The organism is Corynebacterium callunae DSM 20147, from assembly GCF_000344785.1.
Lineage (GTDB): Bacteria > Actinomycetota > Actinomycetes > Mycobacteriales > Mycobacteriaceae > Corynebacterium > Corynebacterium callunae.
Window position 1 is genome coordinate 955,122 of the sequence record NC_020506.1, and the last position, 18,682, is coordinate 973,803.

Annotated in this window: 12 protein-coding genes; 7 read left to right on the top strand and 5 right to left on the bottom strand. The window is 51.7% G+C overall.

The window, feature by feature from the left end; genetic code table 11:
- Positions 1-2 precede the first annotated feature (2 nt).
- The 3 genes from H924_RS04530 to H924_RS04540 form a co-directional block, all read right to left on the bottom strand.
- Positions 3-980: a ribose-phosphate diphosphokinase gene (locus H924_RS04530; protein WP_015650779.1), complete on the bottom strand. Its 978-nt coding sequence runs from the start codon at positions 978-980 to the stop codon at positions 3-5.
- 11 nt (positions 981-991) lie between these two features.
- Positions 992-2,449, bottom strand: a complete 1,458-nt coding sequence (glmU, locus tag H924_RS04535) for a bifunctional UDP-N-acetylglucosamine diphosphorylase/glucosamine-1-phosphate N-acetyltransferase GlmU (RefSeq protein ID WP_015650780.1) — start codon at positions 2,447-2,449, stop codon at positions 992-994.
- 110 nt (positions 2,450-2,559) lie between these two features.
- A complete protein-coding gene (locus H924_RS04540; protein ID WP_015650781.1) occupies positions 2,560-3,789 on the bottom strand; it encodes an MFS transporter in 1,230 nt (409 codons plus the stop codon).
- A 78-nt stretch (positions 3,790-3,867) separates the two neighbouring features.
- Here H924_RS04540 and H924_RS04545 point away from each other — a divergent pair, with 78 nt between their 5' ends.
- The 7 genes from H924_RS04545 to mfd all read left to right on the top strand — a co-directional run bounded on the left by H924_RS04545 (position 3,868) and on the right by mfd (position 14,862).
- Complete coding sequence (locus H924_RS04545; protein WP_015650782.1) at positions 3,868-5,361, top strand: multicopper oxidase family protein; 1,494 nt, start codon at positions 3,868-3,870, stop codon at positions 5,359-5,361.
- A 97-nt stretch (positions 5,362-5,458) separates the two neighbouring features.
- A complete protein-coding gene (locus tag H924_RS04550) occupies positions 5,459-6,565 on the top strand; it encodes a YihY/virulence factor BrkB family protein (protein WP_015650783.1) in 1,107 nt (368 codons plus the stop codon).
- 62 nt (positions 6,566-6,627) lie between these two features.
- The gene (locus tag H924_RS14680; RefSeq protein ID WP_015650784.1) at positions 6,628-8,052 is read left to right on the top strand and encodes an ABC transporter transmembrane domain-containing protein; all 1,425 of its coding nucleotides are present in this window, start codon (positions 6,628-6,630) and stop codon (positions 8,050-8,052) included.
- On the top strand, positions 8,049-9,782 hold the full coding sequence (locus tag H924_RS04560; RefSeq protein ID WP_015650785.1) for an ABC transporter ATP-binding protein: 1,734 nt from the start codon (positions 8,049-8,051) through the stop codon (positions 9,780-9,782). The genes H924_RS14680 and H924_RS04560 overlap by 4 nt, the downstream gene beginning before the upstream one ends.
- Positions 9,783-9,956: 174 nt before the next feature.
- Entirely contained in the window at positions 9,957-10,214 is a 258-nt protein-coding gene (locus H924_RS04565; RefSeq protein WP_015650786.1) for a three-helix bundle dimerization domain-containing protein, read from the top strand.
- 308 nt (positions 10,215-10,522) lie between these two features.
- Positions 10,523-11,212 carry a TetR/AcrR family transcriptional regulator gene (locus tag H924_RS04570; protein WP_035108076.1) on the top strand — a complete coding sequence of 230 codons (690 nt, stop codon included), beginning with the start codon at positions 10,523-10,525 and terminating at the stop codon, positions 11,210-11,212.
- A gap of 5 nt (positions 11,213-11,217) precedes the next feature.
- Positions 11,218-14,862 (top strand): transcription-repair coupling factor, encoded by a 3,645-nt coding sequence (mfd, locus tag H924_RS04575; protein ID WP_015650788.1) that lies wholly within the window; start codon positions 11,218-11,220, stop codon positions 14,860-14,862.
- On the opposite strand, the gene H924_RS04580 is transcribed toward mfd, so the two are convergent.
- Positions 14,836-17,346, bottom strand: coding sequence for a bifunctional lysylphosphatidylglycerol flippase/synthetase MprF (locus H924_RS04580; protein WP_015650789.1), 2,511 nt, complete (start codon positions 17,344-17,346; stop codon positions 14,836-14,838). The genes mfd and H924_RS04580 overlap by 27 nt on opposite strands.
- Positions 17,346-18,635: an alpha/beta hydrolase gene (locus tag H924_RS04585; RefSeq protein ID WP_015650790.1), complete on the bottom strand. Its 1,290-nt coding sequence runs from the start codon at positions 18,633-18,635 to the stop codon at positions 17,346-17,348. Before H924_RS04585 ends, H924_RS04580 begins: the two co-directional genes overlap by 1 nt.
- Between the last annotated feature and the right edge of the window lie 47 nt (positions 18,636-18,682).

Consider the following 18,682-nt stretch of genomic DNA (forward strand, 5'->3'; position numbering starts at 1 on the left):
GCTTATGCTTCACCTTCAAAGAGGGTGGTCACAGAACCATTTTCGAAGATCTCGTTGATGGTACGAGCCAGCAAAGGTGCAATGGACAACACAGTGAGGTTGCTCCAGCCTTCGGTGGACTGTGGCAAGGTGTCGGTGGTGATAACTTCTTCAGCACCACAATCAGAAAGACGCTGACGTGCAGGGTCAGAAAAAACACCGTGGGTACAAGCAATAACAACTGACTTTGCGCCAGCCTTCTTCAAGACGCCAACTGCACCAGCAATGGTTCCACCAGTGTCAATCATGTCGTCGAGAAGCACACAATCCTTGCCCGCAACGTCGCCGACCACGCGGTTGGAGACAACCTGGTTAGCAACCTCGGTGGAGCGAGTCTTGTGGACGAAGGCCATGGGCGCATCGCCCAGGATATTTGCCCACTTCTCAGCGACCTTCACACGACCTGCGTCAGGGGAAACAACGCAGATATTATCCAGGTTGTAGTGCTCCTTGATGTAATCAGTCAGGATCGGCATGGCATGCATGTGATCAACTGGGCCATCAAAGAAGCCCTGAATCTGGTCGGTGTGCAAGTCAACGGAGACAATGCGATCAGCACCAGCGGTGAGCATGAGGTCTGCGATCAAACGAGCAGAAATTGGCTCACGGCCACGGTGCTTCTTGTCCTGACGTGCATAAGGGTAGAAAGGCAAAATCGCGGTAATTCGCTTTGCAGATCCACGCTTGAGGGCGTCGATCATCAGCAGCTGCTCCATGAGCCACTTGTTTAGTGGCTGGGTGTGGGACTGCAAAACAAAGCAATCTGAGCCACGAACGGACTCTTCAAAGCGGACGTAGATTTCGCCATTGGCAAAATCACGCGCGGTCATAGGAGTTACTTCAACACCTAGTTCGCTTGCTACGGCCTCTGCTAGCTCTGGGTGTGCTCGACCCGAGAAAAGCATGAGGTTCTTATTATTTTCTTTCCAGTGAGCAGTCATGGTGAGTCTGCTTAGCCTTCCTGGTTGAGGGACTTTTGTGCTGCTTCTGCGGCATCAGCTGCAGCAGTTCCCGGGCGCTTCTTTTGCACCCAGCCTTCGATGTTTCGCTGGCGTCCGCCGGACACGGCAAGGGCTCCCGGTGGAACATCGTCTTTAATTACTGTACCGGCTCCAGAATACGCACCATCACCCACGGTCACTGGAGCGATAAACATGGTGTCAGAACCGGTGCGAACATGACTGCCGATGGTGGTGTGGTGCTTGTTCACACCGTCATAGTTTACGAAGACAGAAGAAGCACCAATATTAGTTTCTTCGCCGATGGTGGCATCGCCAACATAGGTCAAGTGAGGCACCTTGGAACCGCGTCCGATGGTGGCCTTCTTGGTTTCCACAAAGCCACCTAGCTTGCCTTCTGCCCCCAGAGAAGTTCCGGGCCGAATGTAGGTGAAGGGACCGACCGTGGCATTTTCACCAATGCTGGAATCGGAACCGTGGGTGCGGATCACGGATGCACCATCAGCAACGGTCATGTTGCTCAGGGTGGTATCAGGACCAAGTTCTACGCGGTCACCGATAACCGTATTGCCCTTGAGCTGGGTGCCTGGGTTGATAATCACATCGCGGCCAACCTTGACAGCAACATCAATCCAAGTGGTTGCTGGATCAATGATGGTAGCGCCACCGCGCATAGCTGCTTCAACAGTGCGTCGATTAAGCTCCGCGCCTGCTTCGGCTAACTGGACACGGTCATTTACACCAGCCAACTCGCGGGCATCAGCGGCGGTGTGAGCACGCACTGGATGTCCCTCGGAACGTGCAATGCCCAAGACGTCTGTTAGATAGAGCTCGCCTTGGGCATTGTCGGATTTAAGCTGGGAGAGTGCATTGCGCAGGATTGCGGCGTCGAAAGCAAAAACGCCGGAGTTGACCTCGGTGATGGCGCGCTCTGCCTCGGAAGCATCTTTTTGCTCAACGATGGCGGTAACTTCGCCTTCCTCATTGCGCACAATGCGGCCATAGCCGGTTGGGTCATCTAGGTGCATGGTGAGCACGGTGACCGCGGTTGGAACGTTGGTATGTGCTTCCAAGAGCGCAGCAAGAGTATCCGCAGTGAGCAGGGGAACGTCACCATTGGTAACGATGATGGTTCCCTCAAAGCCTTCCAATTGGTCCATGGCACACTGAACTGCGTGGCCGGTGCCGTTTTGCTCTGCCTGAATAGCGGTGCGCACCTCGCGGCCAAGTTCTTCTGCAACTGCAATTACGGCAGGGCCAACTTGATCGCGACCGTGGCCAATAACTGCCACGATGTGCTGTGGGTTTAGGCCAGCTGCGGCATGCAAGCTGTGGGAAAGTAGGCTACGACCGCCGATACTATGCAAGGTCTTCTGGAGATCTGACTTCATTCGGGTTCCAGCACCGGCTGCCAGTACAACAACCGCGCTGGCGGAATCACTTGCGCTCAAGATGGTCTCAAATCCTTATTTGCTAGGGCACATTTACTTAACACAGCATAGTGCCCACAGCGCCTTCACTGTCTTTTTCGGGGCTAAAGTTTCCTAAACCCGGGAAATATTTAAGATTTTTGTGAAACTTCCTTAAGAGATTTGGCGCAGACCACTCCAATTAGGCCAATGAATGCCAGAAATAGCAGAGCTATGTCATTGCCCAATGTAGATAGTGCTCCGGAAAGTGCTCCGACCAGCAATAAGATCACACCCATAAGAGTGTTGGCGTCGGCTACATAACGGGTTCTTTGATCACCCTCGGCCATGTCAAGAACATAGGTTTTGCGGGCCACCCGCACCGCGGTATGGGCGACGTTTACTAAGAAAAATGCCAGTGGAAAAATCCACATATTAATGGTGGAACTTACCCAATATGAACAGGCAACCACCGCAATAAGAATTAATGAGGCACTGAGAGCTCCAACGGCCATTACGTTTTTGGAAGATCGATCTGACCACATGCCAGAGATCCTGCCACCCACAATCGAGGCCAGCCCAGAAGCGATGAGAAAAAATCCTAAAGCGCCGATATTGCTGCCGGCTTCTGCAGCCAAGGCCACGATAAAAGCCGTGGAGAGGGAAGTAACCAGCATCATGGAGCGCACCACCACAAATCTGCGGAAATCTTTGTCTCGAATCAGGGTGTCAACACAGCGACGTAACCAGTTTTCACCGGCGTCTTTAGAAGCTTTAGCGGCAGATTCCGGCGCTTCAATTCTATTAAAAATAATGGCCGCAATTAGCCAGCTAAATGAGCTAATAATGACTACACCGCCCAAAACCCACACCGCGGCGTTTTCTCCCACTAAAAAGGCGAGGGCAGCGCCAGTGAGCAAGCCAAAAACGCCACCGATCATGGTGGCGCGACCGGTGATTTCGCCGCGGTGACCTTTGGAGATTGTTGCGCCCTGGACATCCTTGGAGGATATGGAACACAACGCTCGGCATAGCGACAGCGTTGCCAAAAGAGCAATGACCACTAAACCTAAGGCCCAGCCCTGCAGACTAAGGGCTGCAATACCAATTCCTAAGGCACTGAGAAATTGGCCGATAGATCCGATAACCCAGACGCGAACACGAGACTTTTGAGAAAGCACCCAGCCGGTAATTGCAGCTTGGGGCAGCATAGATCCTGATTCGCGGATTGGGACTAATAAGGCTAGTAAAAAACTCGGTGCGCCCCCGACATGTAAAAGCCAAGGCAAAACGGTTTTAGCCGCCACGATTTGATCGCCAATATTTTGCAGGCCATTAGCCCAGATCAGGCGTTGAGTATTGGGTTTTTCTGCAGGATCCATGAGTTAGATCATAAAGCTATGTCCAGATATTTATGAGCCAAGAACTCTAAAATAGAAAAAGACACGAAAGGATACTCCATGCCGCAAATAACTCGCAGAACTTTCTTTAAAGGATTGGCTCTGGCCTCAATTGCGGCAGCAGGTTCGCAGGCATTAATCGGATGTACTCAAAAGCAGCCCTTAAGGAAGCTGCCTATTCCGCCACTCCTCGCAGGAACTCAAGAGGGCAATAAGAGGCACTTCCAATTGGTGGCACAACAGGGGGAAAGCCAGATTTTGCCCGATAAAACCACCACTACGTGGGGTTTTAATGGAGCACACCTTGGCCCAACCCTGATTGCTAAAAAGGGCGAAGAGGTCCATATAGCGGTAAAAAATGAGCTTGATGAAATGACCACGATGCACTGGCATGGAATGAAATTGCCAGCTAGGGCAGATGGCGGTCCACATTCTCCAATCGAGCCCGGCACCAGTTGGGAAGCAAGCTGGACTGTAGTCAATGCAGCAGCCAGTCTCTGGTATCACCCACATACCCACGGCTTAACTGGCTTGCATGCTTATCGGGGATTAGCAGGCATGTTCATTATTGAAGATGACACCTCCGCAGCACTGGATCTGCCGAGTGACTATGGAGTAGACGATATTCCGCTGGTGTTAATGGATCACCGCTTCCTTGAAGATGGATCCTTGGATGAGAGCGATTTGCCTGATCTAGGCCTGTTGGGAGATACCCCCACGGTTAATGGCATCACTGGCGCAGAATTTCAAGCAACTACGTGCCGGATACGATTGCGCATTCTCAATGGATCAAATATGCGCTTTTTTAAGTTGCAGTTTTCAGATAAGCGCAGCTTTGACGTTATTGCTAGCGATACAGGATTTCTCCAGGAGCCTTTTTCAACTACCAACATTGCTCTTGGACCAGGGGAACGCTGGGAAATTGTGGTGGAACTAGAACCTTCGGAAGAAGTCACCTTGGAGTCCATCGGATTTAAGGACAATTTTGGGGTGCCAACAGATAAGTACACCCCAGATTTTGGCATGGCTGATCACTTTGAATTGCTCAGCATCATTGGTCCAGACAGTCCAGGGCAAGATCCAAAACCACTGCCGGGAATTTTAGAAAAAGCTGAGACTTTAGATATTCAAGACGCACCGCAACGCAGCTTTGTGCTTAATACTTTTAGCATCAATGATCAAATGATGGATATGCAGCGGGTTGATGAGGTTATTGATCATCAAGGCCCAGAGGTATGGACGGTGACTAATGATAATTCGGATTGGCCGCATAATTTCCATATCCATAACGCGCGCTTCCAGGTGTTATCCCTGGATAACACCGAGGTAGAGCTCTTTCAAGCAGGCTGGAAAGACACTGTGGCATTGCCGCCCGGCGCGAGCGCAACGTTGGCTGTGGAGTTTGGTTATTACCCAGATCCGCAGTGGCCGTATATGTATCACTGCCACATGCTTTATCACGAGGACCAGGGCATGATGGGGCAGTTTGTCATCGTAGAACAAGGACAGCAACCGGCTGCCACAGTGGGCGCCGGTGCGACGCACAACCATTGAGAAAAAAGATAAAAAGCGTGCTTTTCGACGAGACCCGCTAGCCTCATAATCTTTGCACAACCTATATATTTAATTGGGAATATGCAAAGATAAACCGGTGGTACAACCTCAAGGACATTTAGATGCAACACTAATCGCCGCCGATATTTATAATGAGGCTCGCGATGTTGATCCAGAGCGGATAAAAAAGCTCTCCGGTGAGGGTTGGAAATATGCCTTTAAAAGGGTGTTGCGAGATATCATCCCGGAGGGGCTGCTGGATCTGGCAGCCTTGCTCACCTTCTTTTCTATTATGTCCTTGGCGCCGGCGTTATTAGTGGGCTATTCCGCTATTACCCTCTTTTTGGCTAGTGATTCCTTAGAGGTGCTTGCCCAGCTTAAAGGACAGATTCAAAACTATTTCCCCGCAGAACAAGCAGAAGTGGTCTTGGGTGTGGTTGATGCAGTAGCCGGCTCTGCAACTGGCGGTCGAGTTGGTGTGATTGTTGGTGTGCTGGTGGCACTGTGGACATCTTCTGCCTATGTCCGTGCTTTTTCACGCTGTGCCAACGCCGTTTATGGGCGCACCGAAGGCCGGCCACTATTTAAACAGTGGGGAATGATGTTGCTGCTTAACCTGGGTCTCCTTTTTGGAGTCATGGTTATCTTGGTGTCTTGGGTTATTAATGAAACCTTGGTCATGGGCGTATTAGGGCCAATTGCTGAACCCCTGCATCTGACCTCATTGTTGACCTTTCTCAGTGAAACCTTCATCCCTATTTGGAATTGGGTGAAGTGGCCGGTGATTGTGGTGGTGCTCATTACCTTTGTGGCCACCCTTTATTATTGGGCGCCCAATGTGAAGCTGTGGAAATTTCGTTGGTTAAGCCCCGGCTCCATCTTTGCGGTGTGTGGCATCATCCTCGCGGGTGGTTTATTAAACCTGTATTTCTCCTTTTTTGCAGCCTTTAATACCTATGGTGCAGTCAGCTCCGTAATGGCGATCATTATTGCGTTGTGGATTTTTAATATTTGCCTAGTGCTGGGGCTAAAAATTGATGCTGAGATCGGCCGTGCTCGTCAGCTACAGGCTGGTATTCCTGCTGAGGAACACAATATGGTGCCACCGCGCTCCATTGATGAGGCTGCCAAGATGAAACAGCGCCAGCATGAACTAAATGAAGAAGGCCGGGATTTTCGTGAAAATCAGCAGGCTGCTGACTAAGCCCATGATTAAAGACAGTGTTGCCTAAGATAACCTGGTGAGATCATTAGGGAAAGGCTTCCATGACATCACCCCAGGTCACCGGCACTGGCATTTTAAAGCGCAGTATTAAACGCCAATGGAAAAACTCAATTTTAGGAGGGTTTTTCCTCGGCCTCTGGCAACTTAGCGAAGCGCTGGTTCCCATTGCCATTGGGTTGATTGTGGATCACGCCATTTTGCAACCCACCCTTAAACTTTTGGCCATTGGACTGGCAGGTTTTGCGCTGCTTTTTGTGGTGCTGAGCTATTCCTATCGCTTTGGATCCCGCGCACTTAATAAAGCTGTGAATTTTGAGGCCCATGCACTCCGTGTGGAAGTTGCCGAACATGCACTTAAACGGCTCAGCGCTAAGGACTTGGTTCCTGGTGAGGTGATGTCGCGTTCCACCGCCGATGCAGATTCCGCCACCCGAGTTTTTGGACAAATCGGTACGGGAGTATCTGCGGCAACCGGGTTTAGTGGGGCTGCTGGATATTTGCTGCTTAGCGATTGGCTGGTCGGGCTTGCCGTACTAGCACTTGCACCGGTGATCGCTGGAATTGTGGCCTTTGCCAGCCGCGGGATCTCCCAAAGAAGTTCCACCCAACAAGAAACCTTGGCAGCAGCGGGCGCCCAAGCCAGCGATATTATGTCGGGCTTGAGAGTACTTAAAGCTATTGGCGGGGAACGTTGGGCGGCTAGTGCTTATAAAGATGCCTCCCAGAAATCGGCATATGCAGCTATTAATACCGCGGCAGCGACCGGCAAGGTAGCTGGAATTGGCGAGTTATCGATCGCTCTTAATCTCGCAGTGGTCCTGCTATTGGCTGGATGGCGGGTAACCACTGGGCAATTAAACCCAGGGGAGTTAATTGCGATTATTGGTGTGGCAGTTTATCTGTCTGAGCCGATTCGACTGCTGACAAACTCCATGCGGGAGTCAGCTATTGCGCATGGTGCAGCAGCACGCATTGCAGAATTTCTTAACTCCACACCCCAGCCCGCAGCGCTGCCAGATCTGGAACTAAAATCAGGAGCTTTTATTGTGCTGCAACCGGGGTCTGTGGAATTACCCCAATACCATGAACATGCGCTAAAAGCACCACATAATGCGGATATTTTTGAAGGCACAATTCGCTCTAATATTGCACTGAGCCATGATCCTAACATCGAAATAAACCCACAGATCATCGCAGCCGCGGGTATTAAAGAACTAAACCTCAACACCGCAATTCATGATGCTGGCACCAACCTTTCCGGTGGTCAACGCCAAAGGTTAGCGCTGGCGCGTGCGCTTTATACCCAGCGGGAGGTCCTTATCCTGCAAGATCCCACCAGTGCGGTGGATTCAGTGACAGAAGTGGCCATTGCGCAGGGGATTTATCAGCTCCGCAAAGGAAAAACCACGGTGGTTATAAGTTCTTCCCCGGCCTTTAAAAGTGTTGCAGATGAGGTAGAAAAATGAGCCAAATTTTGCCTTCAGCGACTCCGCGCCGGGCTTTTCAGGTGGCTGCCACAGTGCTTAAGCCACACCGAATGGCTCTTATCGGAGTGATAATTCTGGGCTTAGCCACGGCGATTGCAGGTTTGGCGGGTCCGTGGGCAGTGGGAAGAGTCGTCGACAAGCTCCTAAAAACGCCGGATTTTGGCGAGGTTGCCCTGTATGCGGGCCTGGTGGTGGCAGGTGGTGTGGTTGCCAGCCTGGGAACGTGGTGGGGCACAGTGTTATTGGCCAGGGTTTTGGAGCCTGCCATTGCGCACCTGCGCGAAGCGGTGCTTGCAGCGGCGCTGAGCTTGGATGCGCACACGGTGGAACGTGCCGGGCGCGGTGATGTTGTTTCGCGCATTGCCGATGATTCTCGAGAGGTGTCTACGGCGGCAAGTGCCGTGATGCCGCTTTTTGTGCAGGCAATGTTTAGTGTGATTGTTTCGGCGCTGGGTATGGCTGCCGTGGATTGGCGGCTCGGCCTGGTGGGGCTGGTGGCCATTCCGCTTTATTGGAGCACCTTGCGGGTGTATTTGCCCCGCTCAGGGCCGATGTATACCCAAGAACGGGAAGCTTTTGGAGTGCGTAGTCAACGCCTTTTGGGGGCGGTGGAAGGTGCTGCTACCTTGCAGGCTTATGGTGCTGCCGAGGTGGAATTGCGCCGCATTGACGCGGCTTCCGGGCGGGCGCGGGATATTTCCATATCTGTTTTTAGGTTTATTACCTGGGCTTTTTCACGCAATAATCGGGCAGAGTGCATTACTTTGATCCTGATTTTGCTGGTGGGTTTCTTCCTCGTTGATGCCAATCTGATCACTGTCGGCGCAGTTTCTACAGCAGCGCTGATTTTCCATCGACTTTTTGGTCCCATCGGCATTTTGGTGGGGATGTTCGCCGATATCCAATCCGCCGGCGCCTCATTAATCCGCATGGTGGGCGTCATTGATACTGCCCAGGAGCTGCCGCGCGGCACCTTAAAGGTGCCAGTACCTGCCACTTTAGAGCTTGTCGACGTAACCCAGCACTTCGATGGCCAGCCCGTGTTAAAAAACATCGATCTTTCTGTTTTGCCTGGTGAACACGTGGCAGTGGTTGGGGCAAGCGGTGCTGGCAAGAGCACCCTGGCTCTTATTGCAGCTGGCATGCTCTATCCAACTAGTGGTCAGGCACGGTTATCGGGCGTGGAAATAGGCCAGCTAGATGCGGATTTTTTGCGTGCGCAGGTAGCTATGGTCAGCCAAGAAGTGCATTGTTTCCGCGGTTCGGTGCGGGAGAATATCCAGCTGGCTCGTCCCGCGGCTAGTGATGCGGAAGTTTTGGCCACCTTGGAAAAAGTGGGGGATAAGTGGTTAGAGCGCTTGCCTCAAGGTTTGGACACTGTCATTGGAGATGGTGGTTTTAAGCTCAGTGCGGTGGAAAGCCAATTGGTGGCCTTAGCGCGTGTGGAATTACTGAATCCGGCGCTGGTGATTTTGGATGAGGCGACTGCGGAATCTGGTTCAGATCAGGCCCGTTTTCTAGAGCAGGCAGCTGCCTCAGTTATTGCAGGACGGGCCACAATTATTGTGGCGCATCGTCTTAACCAGGCAATTTCTGCTGATCGCATCATTGTTATGGAAGATGGGGAGATTGTGGAGTCTGGTTCCCATGAGCAGCTGCGTGCTCAAAAAGGACGTTATGAAAGCCTGTGGCGCGCCTGGAGTGCTTAAGAGCTGAAAAATTTTCTTGGGGAAAGCCAATCATTGGCTATTTGCAAAGATGAATGGAAAAGGTCTAAGGTTAACTTTAAGTTAACAAACGGGGTTAAGAAGATGAACCCCACTTTTAGGGCACCGGCTCTGAAACTTTTTACCTCACTTCTTCTTCAAGAAAGGAATAACACTGTGAAGCACATCCAAGCCGAGATTTCTCGCATCGAACGCAGCCATGACCACCTGTGGAGCATCCGACAGGACCTACATGAGCGCTTTGATGGCCAGCTCAAGTCTCATATCGTAGACAGCATTCTTGATGCTGCAGCAGCAGGTTATGAGGGACGTATTTCTCGCTTCCGCAAGATCTTTATTGAAAAGGATGCTCGCGAACAGCTGGAGACCATTCGCTCTTCTCAGCCCAGCCACCTCATGGCACAGGCTGCTTAAAACTGTATAAAGCGAAATTACTCCCCACAAGATCTTGTGGGGAGTAATTTTTTCGACTGCTGCCTAGCGCAGCAAAAAGGCGTTTTCTGAGGTCTTAAAAAACCTGCAGAAAAAGCCTTTGCCCATATCAGGGCAAGTAATTGCTTTCCCACCAGGACTCGAACCTAGAATGACGGTACCAAAAACCGTAGTGTTGCCGATTACACCATGGGAAACTGCAGTAGTAAGTGACTGCACCGATAGAGTTTACATGAAAGTCTAAAAAAACCAATTATTGGGGTCGCGGTTACTGGGATATTCTGGTTCATATGGTTCGACAAAGGATGACCGGCATCGAGCGTCGGGAGCAATTAATCTCCATTGGGCGCGAGGTTTTTGCAGAACGCGGCTTCGAGGGCGCAAGTGTAGAGGAGATCGCTGCTCGTGCACATGTGTCCAAGCCGGTGGTCTATGAGCACTTCGGCGGTAAAGAAGGCCTTTATGCGGTGGTGATTGATCGTGAGATGCTCAAACTTGAAGCGATGATCACCGGTTCGCTGCAAAAGGGGCGTTCGCGCTACCGCATTGAACAAGCAGTGCTGGCACTGTTGACCTATGTGGAAGATGAAACTGATGGCTTCCTTATATTGGTGCGCGATATGCGCCCCGGGGAGAACCGCTCCTATGGCACCTTGCTTAATGACGCCACCACCCAGGTTTCCCATATTTTAGGAAACGCGTTCCAACGCTCAGGCTTGGATTCTTCTAAAGCGATCCTCTATGCCCAGGCATTGGTCGGTATGGTGTCCATGACAGCACAATGGTGGCTTGATGAACGTAGTCCCTGTAAAGAAGAAGTGGCCGCCCACATTGTCAACCTGTGCTGGAATGGTCTCACGGGCATGGAAGCTGATCCCAAATTAACTCCCCAAAGTAGTGATCGCGGAGCAATTTTTGGTAAAGACGCTGAAAAAGAAGTTCCCGAAGTAGTGAATGTAATCAAGGAGATTGAAGCGTGACACCAATGTTGGCAGGCCTACTTAAAGTAGCCGCAACTGATCCCAAACTTAAGGGCATGATCAGCAATGTGGGTGCCCCGCAGCTCCACATCACTGGCATCGATCAAGCTCGTCCCTGGGCGCTGGGCACCTTGGCGCACCACGCGCCGGTGCTGGTGGTTACCGCCACCGGACGCGAGGCCGAAGACCTCACCGCCGAGCTCAAGGCGATGATGGGCGATAAAGTGGCCTGGTTTCCCTCCTGGGAAACCCTGCCACATGAGCGTCTGAGTCCCGGCGTAGATATTGTCGGGCACCGCGCGAAGGTCCTAAATACGCTTTTCGACGCCTCCATCGTGGTCACTGCAGCTCGCGGGTTTTGCCAACCGGTGCTCAAAACCGCAGAAGGCCGTGCTCCTTTAACTTTGTCCGAAGGTGGCGAATTTGATTTTGCAACCTTGGGCCAGGAATTAGTCTTCCGTGCTTATAAGCATGTGGATATGGTGGCCAAAAGAGGAGAATTTGCTACCCGTGGTGGCATCCTCGATATTTTCCCCACTACTTCTGATTACCCAGTGCGTGTGGAATTTTGGGGTGATGAGGTCTCGGAAATCCGCCAATTCTCTGTGGCTGATCAGCGCACCATCCCCGAAATCACCATCAATAGCATTGATATCTACCCAGCTCGTGAGCTGCTGATCACTGATGCAGTTGCCCAGCGTGCTGCTGAATTAATGGTTAAACACCCTGGTAACCCCACCTTGGTGGAAATGCTTTCGCGAATTGCAGATCATCAAGATACCGATGGCATGGAAGCTCTCATCCCTGCGCTGACGGATACTCCCATGGTGCCCATGCTGGAATTAATGCCAGAAAACACCCATGTGGTGGTTATTGCTCCGGAAAAAGTCCGCACTCGTATTGCTGATTTGGAAGCCACCGACGCAGAATTCCTGATGGCTGGTTGGGAAGCTGCTGCCATGGGTGCCGATGGTCCAGTAGCAGTGCAAGGTCTTGATCTGGAGGCTTCTAGTTATAGAAGCTATGAAAGCCTGGAGAAGTCGGCGTCGAAAAGCGCTTTTGCCTGGTGGACTTTCGCCCCGCCGGGCATGTTTGAGGCCTCCGAGGCAGCCACCCTGCCTTTGGATTTTGAAGCCGGGCCCACGCCCCGCGGTGAACTGCCCAAAATTGAGGAAATGATGGGCCAATTATTGGCCCACACCACCGCACATGGACGAGCAGCCTTTATTGCCCCCAATGAGGGCGCTATTAAACGCATGGTGGATCGCTTTGCTGAAAAGGGCATTCCTACCCACGTGGCCAGCCCTGGTTGGGAGCCCAGCCCCGGGGAAGTCACGCTCTACCATGCGCTGAGCCATGCCGGTTTGGTATTTCCTAAGGTGCGCAAGCACCGCGATGCCGAGGCGATGCCACTGGTTGTTATTACAGAAACCGACCTCACTGGTAACCGTGTCGGCGATATTGCTGGTGCTAAAAGGCGCCCGGCGCGTCGCCGCAATAAGGTTGACCCCTTGGCGCTGGAACCAGGTGACTTGGTGGTGCATGAAACCCACGGCATTGGTCGCTTTGTCAAAATGACCGAGCGCACCATTTCCGCAGGTGATGAGACTTCACGCCGGGAATATATTGTGCTGGAATATGCGCCCTCCAAACGTGGACAGCCCGGCGATCAGCTTTATGTCCCCATGGACTCGCTGGATATGCTGAGCCGTTATGTCGGTGGCGAGAAGCCAGCACTCTCCAAAATGGGTGGCTCTGATTGGAAAAACGCCAAGAAGAAGGCGCGCGCTGCGGTGCGCGAAATTGCTGGTGAATTGGTAGAACTCTATGCCAAGCGCCAGTCCGCACCAGGACATGCCTTTGCCCCGGATTCACCCTGGCAAAAAGAAATGGAAGATAACTTCCCCTATGTCGAAACTGAAGATCAGATGCTCGCCATCGACGCAGTTAAAGAAGACATGGAAAAAAGTGTGCCCATGGACCGCGTCATCATTGGCGATGTCGGCTATGGCAAAACCGAGGTGGCAGTACGTGCTGCCTTCAAAGCAGTCCAAGATGGCAAACAGGTAGCCGTGTTGGTGCCAACAACCCTGTTGGCACAGCAGCATCAGTCCACCTTTGAAGAGCGTATGGCCGGATTCCCTATCAAGATTCAGGGGCTTTCCCGATTTACCTCCCGCGCAGAATCCAAGGAAACACTAGCGGGCTTGGCTTCAGGTGAAGTTGACATTGTTATTGGTACACACCGTTTGCTGCAAACCGGTGTGCATTGGAAAAACCTTGGCTTGGTTATTGTCGATGAAGAGCAGCGCTTTGGTGTGGAACACAAAGAACACATCAAGGCACTGCGTACTCACGTGGATGTTTTGACCATGTCTGCTACCCCAATTCCTCGTACCTTGGAAATGTCGATGGCGGGTATCCGTGAGATGACCACCATTTTGACTCCACCGGAGGATCGTCACCCAATTCTGACCTATGTCGGCCCCTATGAAGATAAGCAGGTAGCGGCCTCTATTAGGCGTGAGCTTTTGCGTGATGGCCAGGTCTTCTTCATTCACAATAAGGTTGCCGATATTGAAAAGAAGGCCCGCGAAATCCGCGATCTGGTCCCGGAGGCCAGGGTAGTGGTGGCGCACGGCCAGATGAGTGAAGAGCTGCTGGAACAAACTGTTCAGGGCTTCTGGGATCGCGAATATGACGTATTGGTGTGTACCACCATTGTGGAAACCGGTCTTGATATCTCCAATGCCAATACCTTGATTGTGGAAAATGCCCACCATATGGGCCTTTCACAGTTGCACCAGTTGCGTGGTCGTGTGGGACGTTCCCGTGAACGTGGTTATGCTTATTTCCTCTATCCCAAGGGTGCGACCTTGACTGAGACCTCCTACGACCGCTTGGCTACCATTGCCCAAAACAATGATTTGGGTGCCGGTATGGCCGTTGCCATGAAGGACCTCGAGATGCGTGGCGCGGGCAACGTGCTTGGTGCGGAGCAGTCCGGCCATATTGCCGGCGTGGGCTTTGACCTCTACGTTCGCCTAGTCGGCGAAGCTGTTGAGGCCTATAGGGCGCTTGCCGACGGAAAACCAGTGGATGGCACGGTACAAGGACCAAAGGAAATCCGCGTTGATTTGCCGGTGGATGCCCATATTCCAGAGAAGTACATCAATGCCGAACGCCTGCGCCTAGAAATTTATCGCAAGCTTGCGCAATCTGAATCTGAGGTGGATCTGCGTCTGGCAGTGGAGGAAATGGAGGACCGTTATGGCCCCATTCCTGAAGAAGTATCTAGGCTTTTGGCGGTTTCGCGATTGCGTCACCTCATGCGTCAGGCACATCTCACCGATATTGCGGTGCAGGGTACTCGCATTAAGGTGCACCCAGTTGATCTGGCAGATTCTCAGCAGGTGCGCCTCAAGCGTCTTTTCCCAGGTGCTAGTTATAGGGCTGCAGCAAAGGCGATCCAGCTGTCTTTCCCCAAGGCAGGCAAGAAGGTTACCGATCCTTTGCTGCGCGATGTTGATCTTCTGCAGTGGGTAGCGGACTTTATTTCCAAGATGTTTAACCTGGAGGAAATTAATGTCCGTGGCCCTCGTCTCGGGCAGCCAGCTAAGAAATCATCCGTTATCTCGGTTACCCAATAGTTTGAGGCTGGACAACAGCGACCAAGGGAAACCATCTACATAGCAGCCTGCAATCGCCACACCGATTGCAGGCAAAGCTAGTTCATCGCGATAACACAGATACCAGCCATGATGTTCAGGCTGGAATTTGTTTTTGGACGCCGCCAGCGAACGGAAGCCATAAAAAGGCTCCATGGTGCGACCCAAAAGATCAAGTGTTTTGCCTAAAGCTCCAGCATCTTGTTGTTCCGGGGGAGTACTCAATGGCGCCCCGGAGAGTGAGACCCACCGCAAACCCTGTTCTTTGGCAATAAGGACGGCTTCGGACATGAGAAACTCAATGACCGAGCGGAATCCTTGGGGATCACGCCGCATGATATCAAGGGTATAGCCAATGACTTGGCCGTTTTCATAAACCGGCAGCCAGCTAGTTATGCCGTGTAGATGTCCCTGCTCATCTAGTGCAAGCAACAAATGGGTTTGGGGGTCGGCAAGTTCTGTGACGGTGCCTAGGGTAAAGCCCATCTCCGGCAGGGCTTTTTCAGAAACCCACTCTTCGGAGAGATCAATGATTTTATTTTGCATCTCTGATCCAGCTGCAGCCCAGGTGGCCCATTGGGTGCTGATGCCTTCTTTAAGTGCGCGGTTGCGGGCAGTGCGCACATTTTGGAATTTCTTGCCCTTAAATTCAGCTAGTTCAGTGCTAAGCACCGCTTCTTCGGCGATGCGTAGGCGGCGGTGTCCTTTTTCTTTGAGGGCATCGGTGAAGTCCTCGCGCACTGAATACCAGGCCACCTGCCAGCCTTGATTCATTGCAAATTCTTCAAATTCATAGGCGAGGGAAATCCGCGCAGTTGCTGGGCTACCTGCTGCCGTGACAGGTTCGCCAAGGCTAATGGCAACGCCGTTTCTCAGACGATAAGCCACATATCCAGCCTTGTTTGGGGCAAACCAATAGGAGTTTCCATCCCAAATAGTCATCCAGGAAAGGTGATCACCACTGCCACTTTCTAAGAGTTGGGTGGCAAGGGTGCGGTCAGTTTCAGCTTGAGTGTTGGCAACACCCATGAGGAAGCGGTACATGATTACCGCTGTAACAAGCCAAAAGATGGTGCCAGTCCACTCAAATAATGCCCACCCCACCGGATCATGAGGGAAGAGGTGGTGGTTGAGAACAGTTCCCACGGTCGGAGGAAGATAACGCATGGGAAGTTCTTGAATTGCTAACCCAAAAGTGGCATGCGGATGGAAAGCCTGTGCAGCAAGCTGTGCACCAAAAACCCATAACAAGGCGGTGCCTAAGAAAGTGAGTGTAATTGCGCGGATTGCTCTAAAAACCTTCGCAGCTTCAATAGAAATTGAGAAGGAACGGCGGAAAATCAGCAGCAGACCTAAGACAATGACCCATGGAACTAATGCTTTAAATATGTTGAAGAAACCAACAATATCGGTGGCATCAGAGGTGAGGCGTTTCATTTGGAAGAGCAATATTGCCAAGGTAACAATTTGTGCGCCCACCGATAACCACCAAGCAGCTTTTCTGCCGCGACTCAGCCCTAAAGCCAGAATCAAGGTCAAAATAACTGGAATTAGGTTGGCCAGCATTGGCGTAAATCCATGTTGTTGCAATTGTGCTAATGCTTCTTGGCATCCAGTGGAGTTGATATCAACCCGGCACAGGTGATGCATTCTTTCTTCGCTAACAGCAGGAGTCCAAATTAGCCTGGTGGATCCAGAAAATGGGCCATCTGTGAGGGGATTTAGTCCAGCAATAACGGGACCCAGCGCACTAACTGACATCACAATAGCGACGATGATTCGGGTTTCACGGAGTGACCAAGGGCCAGGGAGAAGACTATGTAGAGAACTTGACTCGGAACGACGAATTCTTAAGATCTCACCCCAGATAGTTCCCACTAAAACGGTGCTGAAGATCGCAATATCGGCGATTGTTCCGGTATAAAACAGCAGGGTTAAAGAGATGCTGAACAAGGCCAAACGGATACGGCGACGCCACAAAAGGGAACGATAACCTGAGGCCACTGCAGCAATGCCAAAGATCCAAAAATCGGGAGTGAGCAGGGTAGTTGCCAGTAGGCTTTCGGTGCCAATTTCAACATTAGGATGCTCAAAAATCTCCACCAGTGCAAGGCTGAGTGGGATGGAAAGCAGATAAAGTACTGAGGTGAAAAATAGGAATTTGCGGCTGCCCAGGACTTTCTCAGCGGGGATCGCCAACAAAATCAACCACAAAGATGACATCAGTGCACCGCGCAGGTTGGCGGTTGTCAGCCCAGCAGTAGGCAACAGCGGTTCGCCCCATTGCCAAGAGGTACTCATGCCCAGCTGGTTCAGCAGCTGATTACTATCAGAACCCAACAGCGCCAACAGCAACCACATAAGCAATAGCGCTGCAAAACTAATTGGGGCTTGGCGCAATTGTCCAGCGCCCCAGTGCGCGGCGTTTTTAAAGCTTTGCGACGTCTCCTGCACTTGGTTTTCCATTAGTTTTCCTCCAATCCACCGCGTTGGGCTGCCCACTCAAAACTATCTGCCAAAGCAACCCGCCAGACCTGGAAGGAGTGCCCACCTGGAACGCTATCAAAGGAGGTGGACATGCCCGCTTGAGTTGCTAGTTCATTGAGGTTTTGAAGTGCCCTAAGAGCTTCTTTATCGGATTGTCCAGCGATAAATTTGCCTGCTAACTGGCTATATCGTCGATCGCCTGTATTAATGGCAGTGGTGAGTAGATCAGCTGGATTTACGGCAATAAACGCTGATTCATCTCCGTCGAAAAGCTTATTAACGGTGTCTTGGCGGGTGCCGAGCGTTGGCTCGGCCTGGCCGGAAAAATCTAAGAAAGAGCCATAGGCATCGGGATGGTTGGTGACAACCTGGAATGCGCATGTACCGCCATAACTTAAACCACCGATAGTCCAAGTTTTTTGGTCGGAGTTAACGTGGAATTTCTGTTTCACCAAGGTTGGGACGTTTTGGGAAAGGTAGGTCATGATATTCAGGTCTGGACCATCAACACATGCGGGGTTGCCTGAAAAAGAGCCCGTGCCATCAACGCTGATCACAATGGGACTAATGCCATCGTGGGTTGCTTGATAGTTGTCTGCCGTTTCGGAGGCCTGGCCACTACTAAACCACTGATCAGGTTCACCGGGATTGCCAGCCAACAGCACAATCACCGGCAATCGGACATCGGGGTGGGTCCAATAAGCTGGAGGAACGTAGGCGAAAGCATCGCGCGCATCAAAACCTGGTGCTAATCCATCCGCGGTCCCGTCGAGCGACACCGTGACCAGGGCGCCTACCTGTTGGTCAGGGTGATCGGGCAGCGTCGGAGGGCTAGTGAGCTGCGAAAATTCCTCATAGGACATAGCAATATTGGTTGCTTGAGGATTAATGGATCCAAGAGTGGGGTAGGACTGAAAAATCAGATTACCCACCGCCGCGGTATTAAGCAGCGCAATGATGGTGAGGATCGCAAAAAGAGTGCGTCGTCCGGAGTGGAGCAACATGCTCAACAAACACCAGACGGCAGGGATACAGGCTGCATAGATGCTCAGTGGGTTGGCATCTGGAAAAGGTTTCCACAGCTTTTCAAGCACCAGCCAAGCCAGGGCTACCACCAGAAAAGCAGATAGCAACGCAATAAATGTGGCTTTGCGTCGTCGAGCTTTAAAAAGTCCGACGGCTGGAACCACCATGGTTAAGGCAATAAGCAGCAAAATTACGGTGGTTGCGGTGGTATCAGTAAGCGAAATTGTACGCCATTCATTCACACCGTAATTATGCTCCGATTAAATAGTAAAGGCTGTTGTATTAATAG

Excerpts from the sequence above, each read along its gene's own strand:
- H924_RS04530 (WP_015650779.1), bottom strand. The coding sequence starts at position 980 with ATGACTGCTCACTGGAAAGAAAATAATAAGAACCTCATGCTTTTCTCG.
- H924_RS04540 (WP_015650781.1), bottom strand. The coding sequence starts at position 3,789 with ATGGATCCTGCAGAAAAACCCAATACTCAACGCCTGATCTGGGCTAAT.
- H924_RS04545 (WP_015650782.1), top strand. The coding sequence starts at position 3,868 with ATGCCGCAAATAACTCGCAGAACTTTCTTTAAAGGATTGGCTCTGGCC.
- H924_RS14680 (WP_015650784.1), top strand. The coding sequence starts at position 6,628 with ATGACATCACCCCAGGTCACCGGCACTGGCATTTTAAAGCGCAGTATT.
- H924_RS04560 (WP_015650785.1), top strand. The coding sequence starts at position 8,049 with ATGAGCCAAATTTTGCCTTCAGCGACTCCGCGCCGGGCTTTTCAGGTG.
- H924_RS04570 (WP_035108076.1), top strand. The coding sequence starts at position 10,523 with ATGGTTCGACAAAGGATGACCGGCATCGAGCGTCGGGAGCAATTAATC.
- mfd (WP_015650788.1), top strand. The coding sequence starts at position 11,218 with ATGTTGGCAGGCCTACTTAAAGTAGCCGCAACTGATCCCAAACTTAAG.
- H924_RS04580 (WP_015650789.1), bottom strand. The coding sequence starts at position 17,346 with ATGGAAAACCAAGTGCAGGAGACGTCGCAAAGCTTTAAAAACGCCGCG.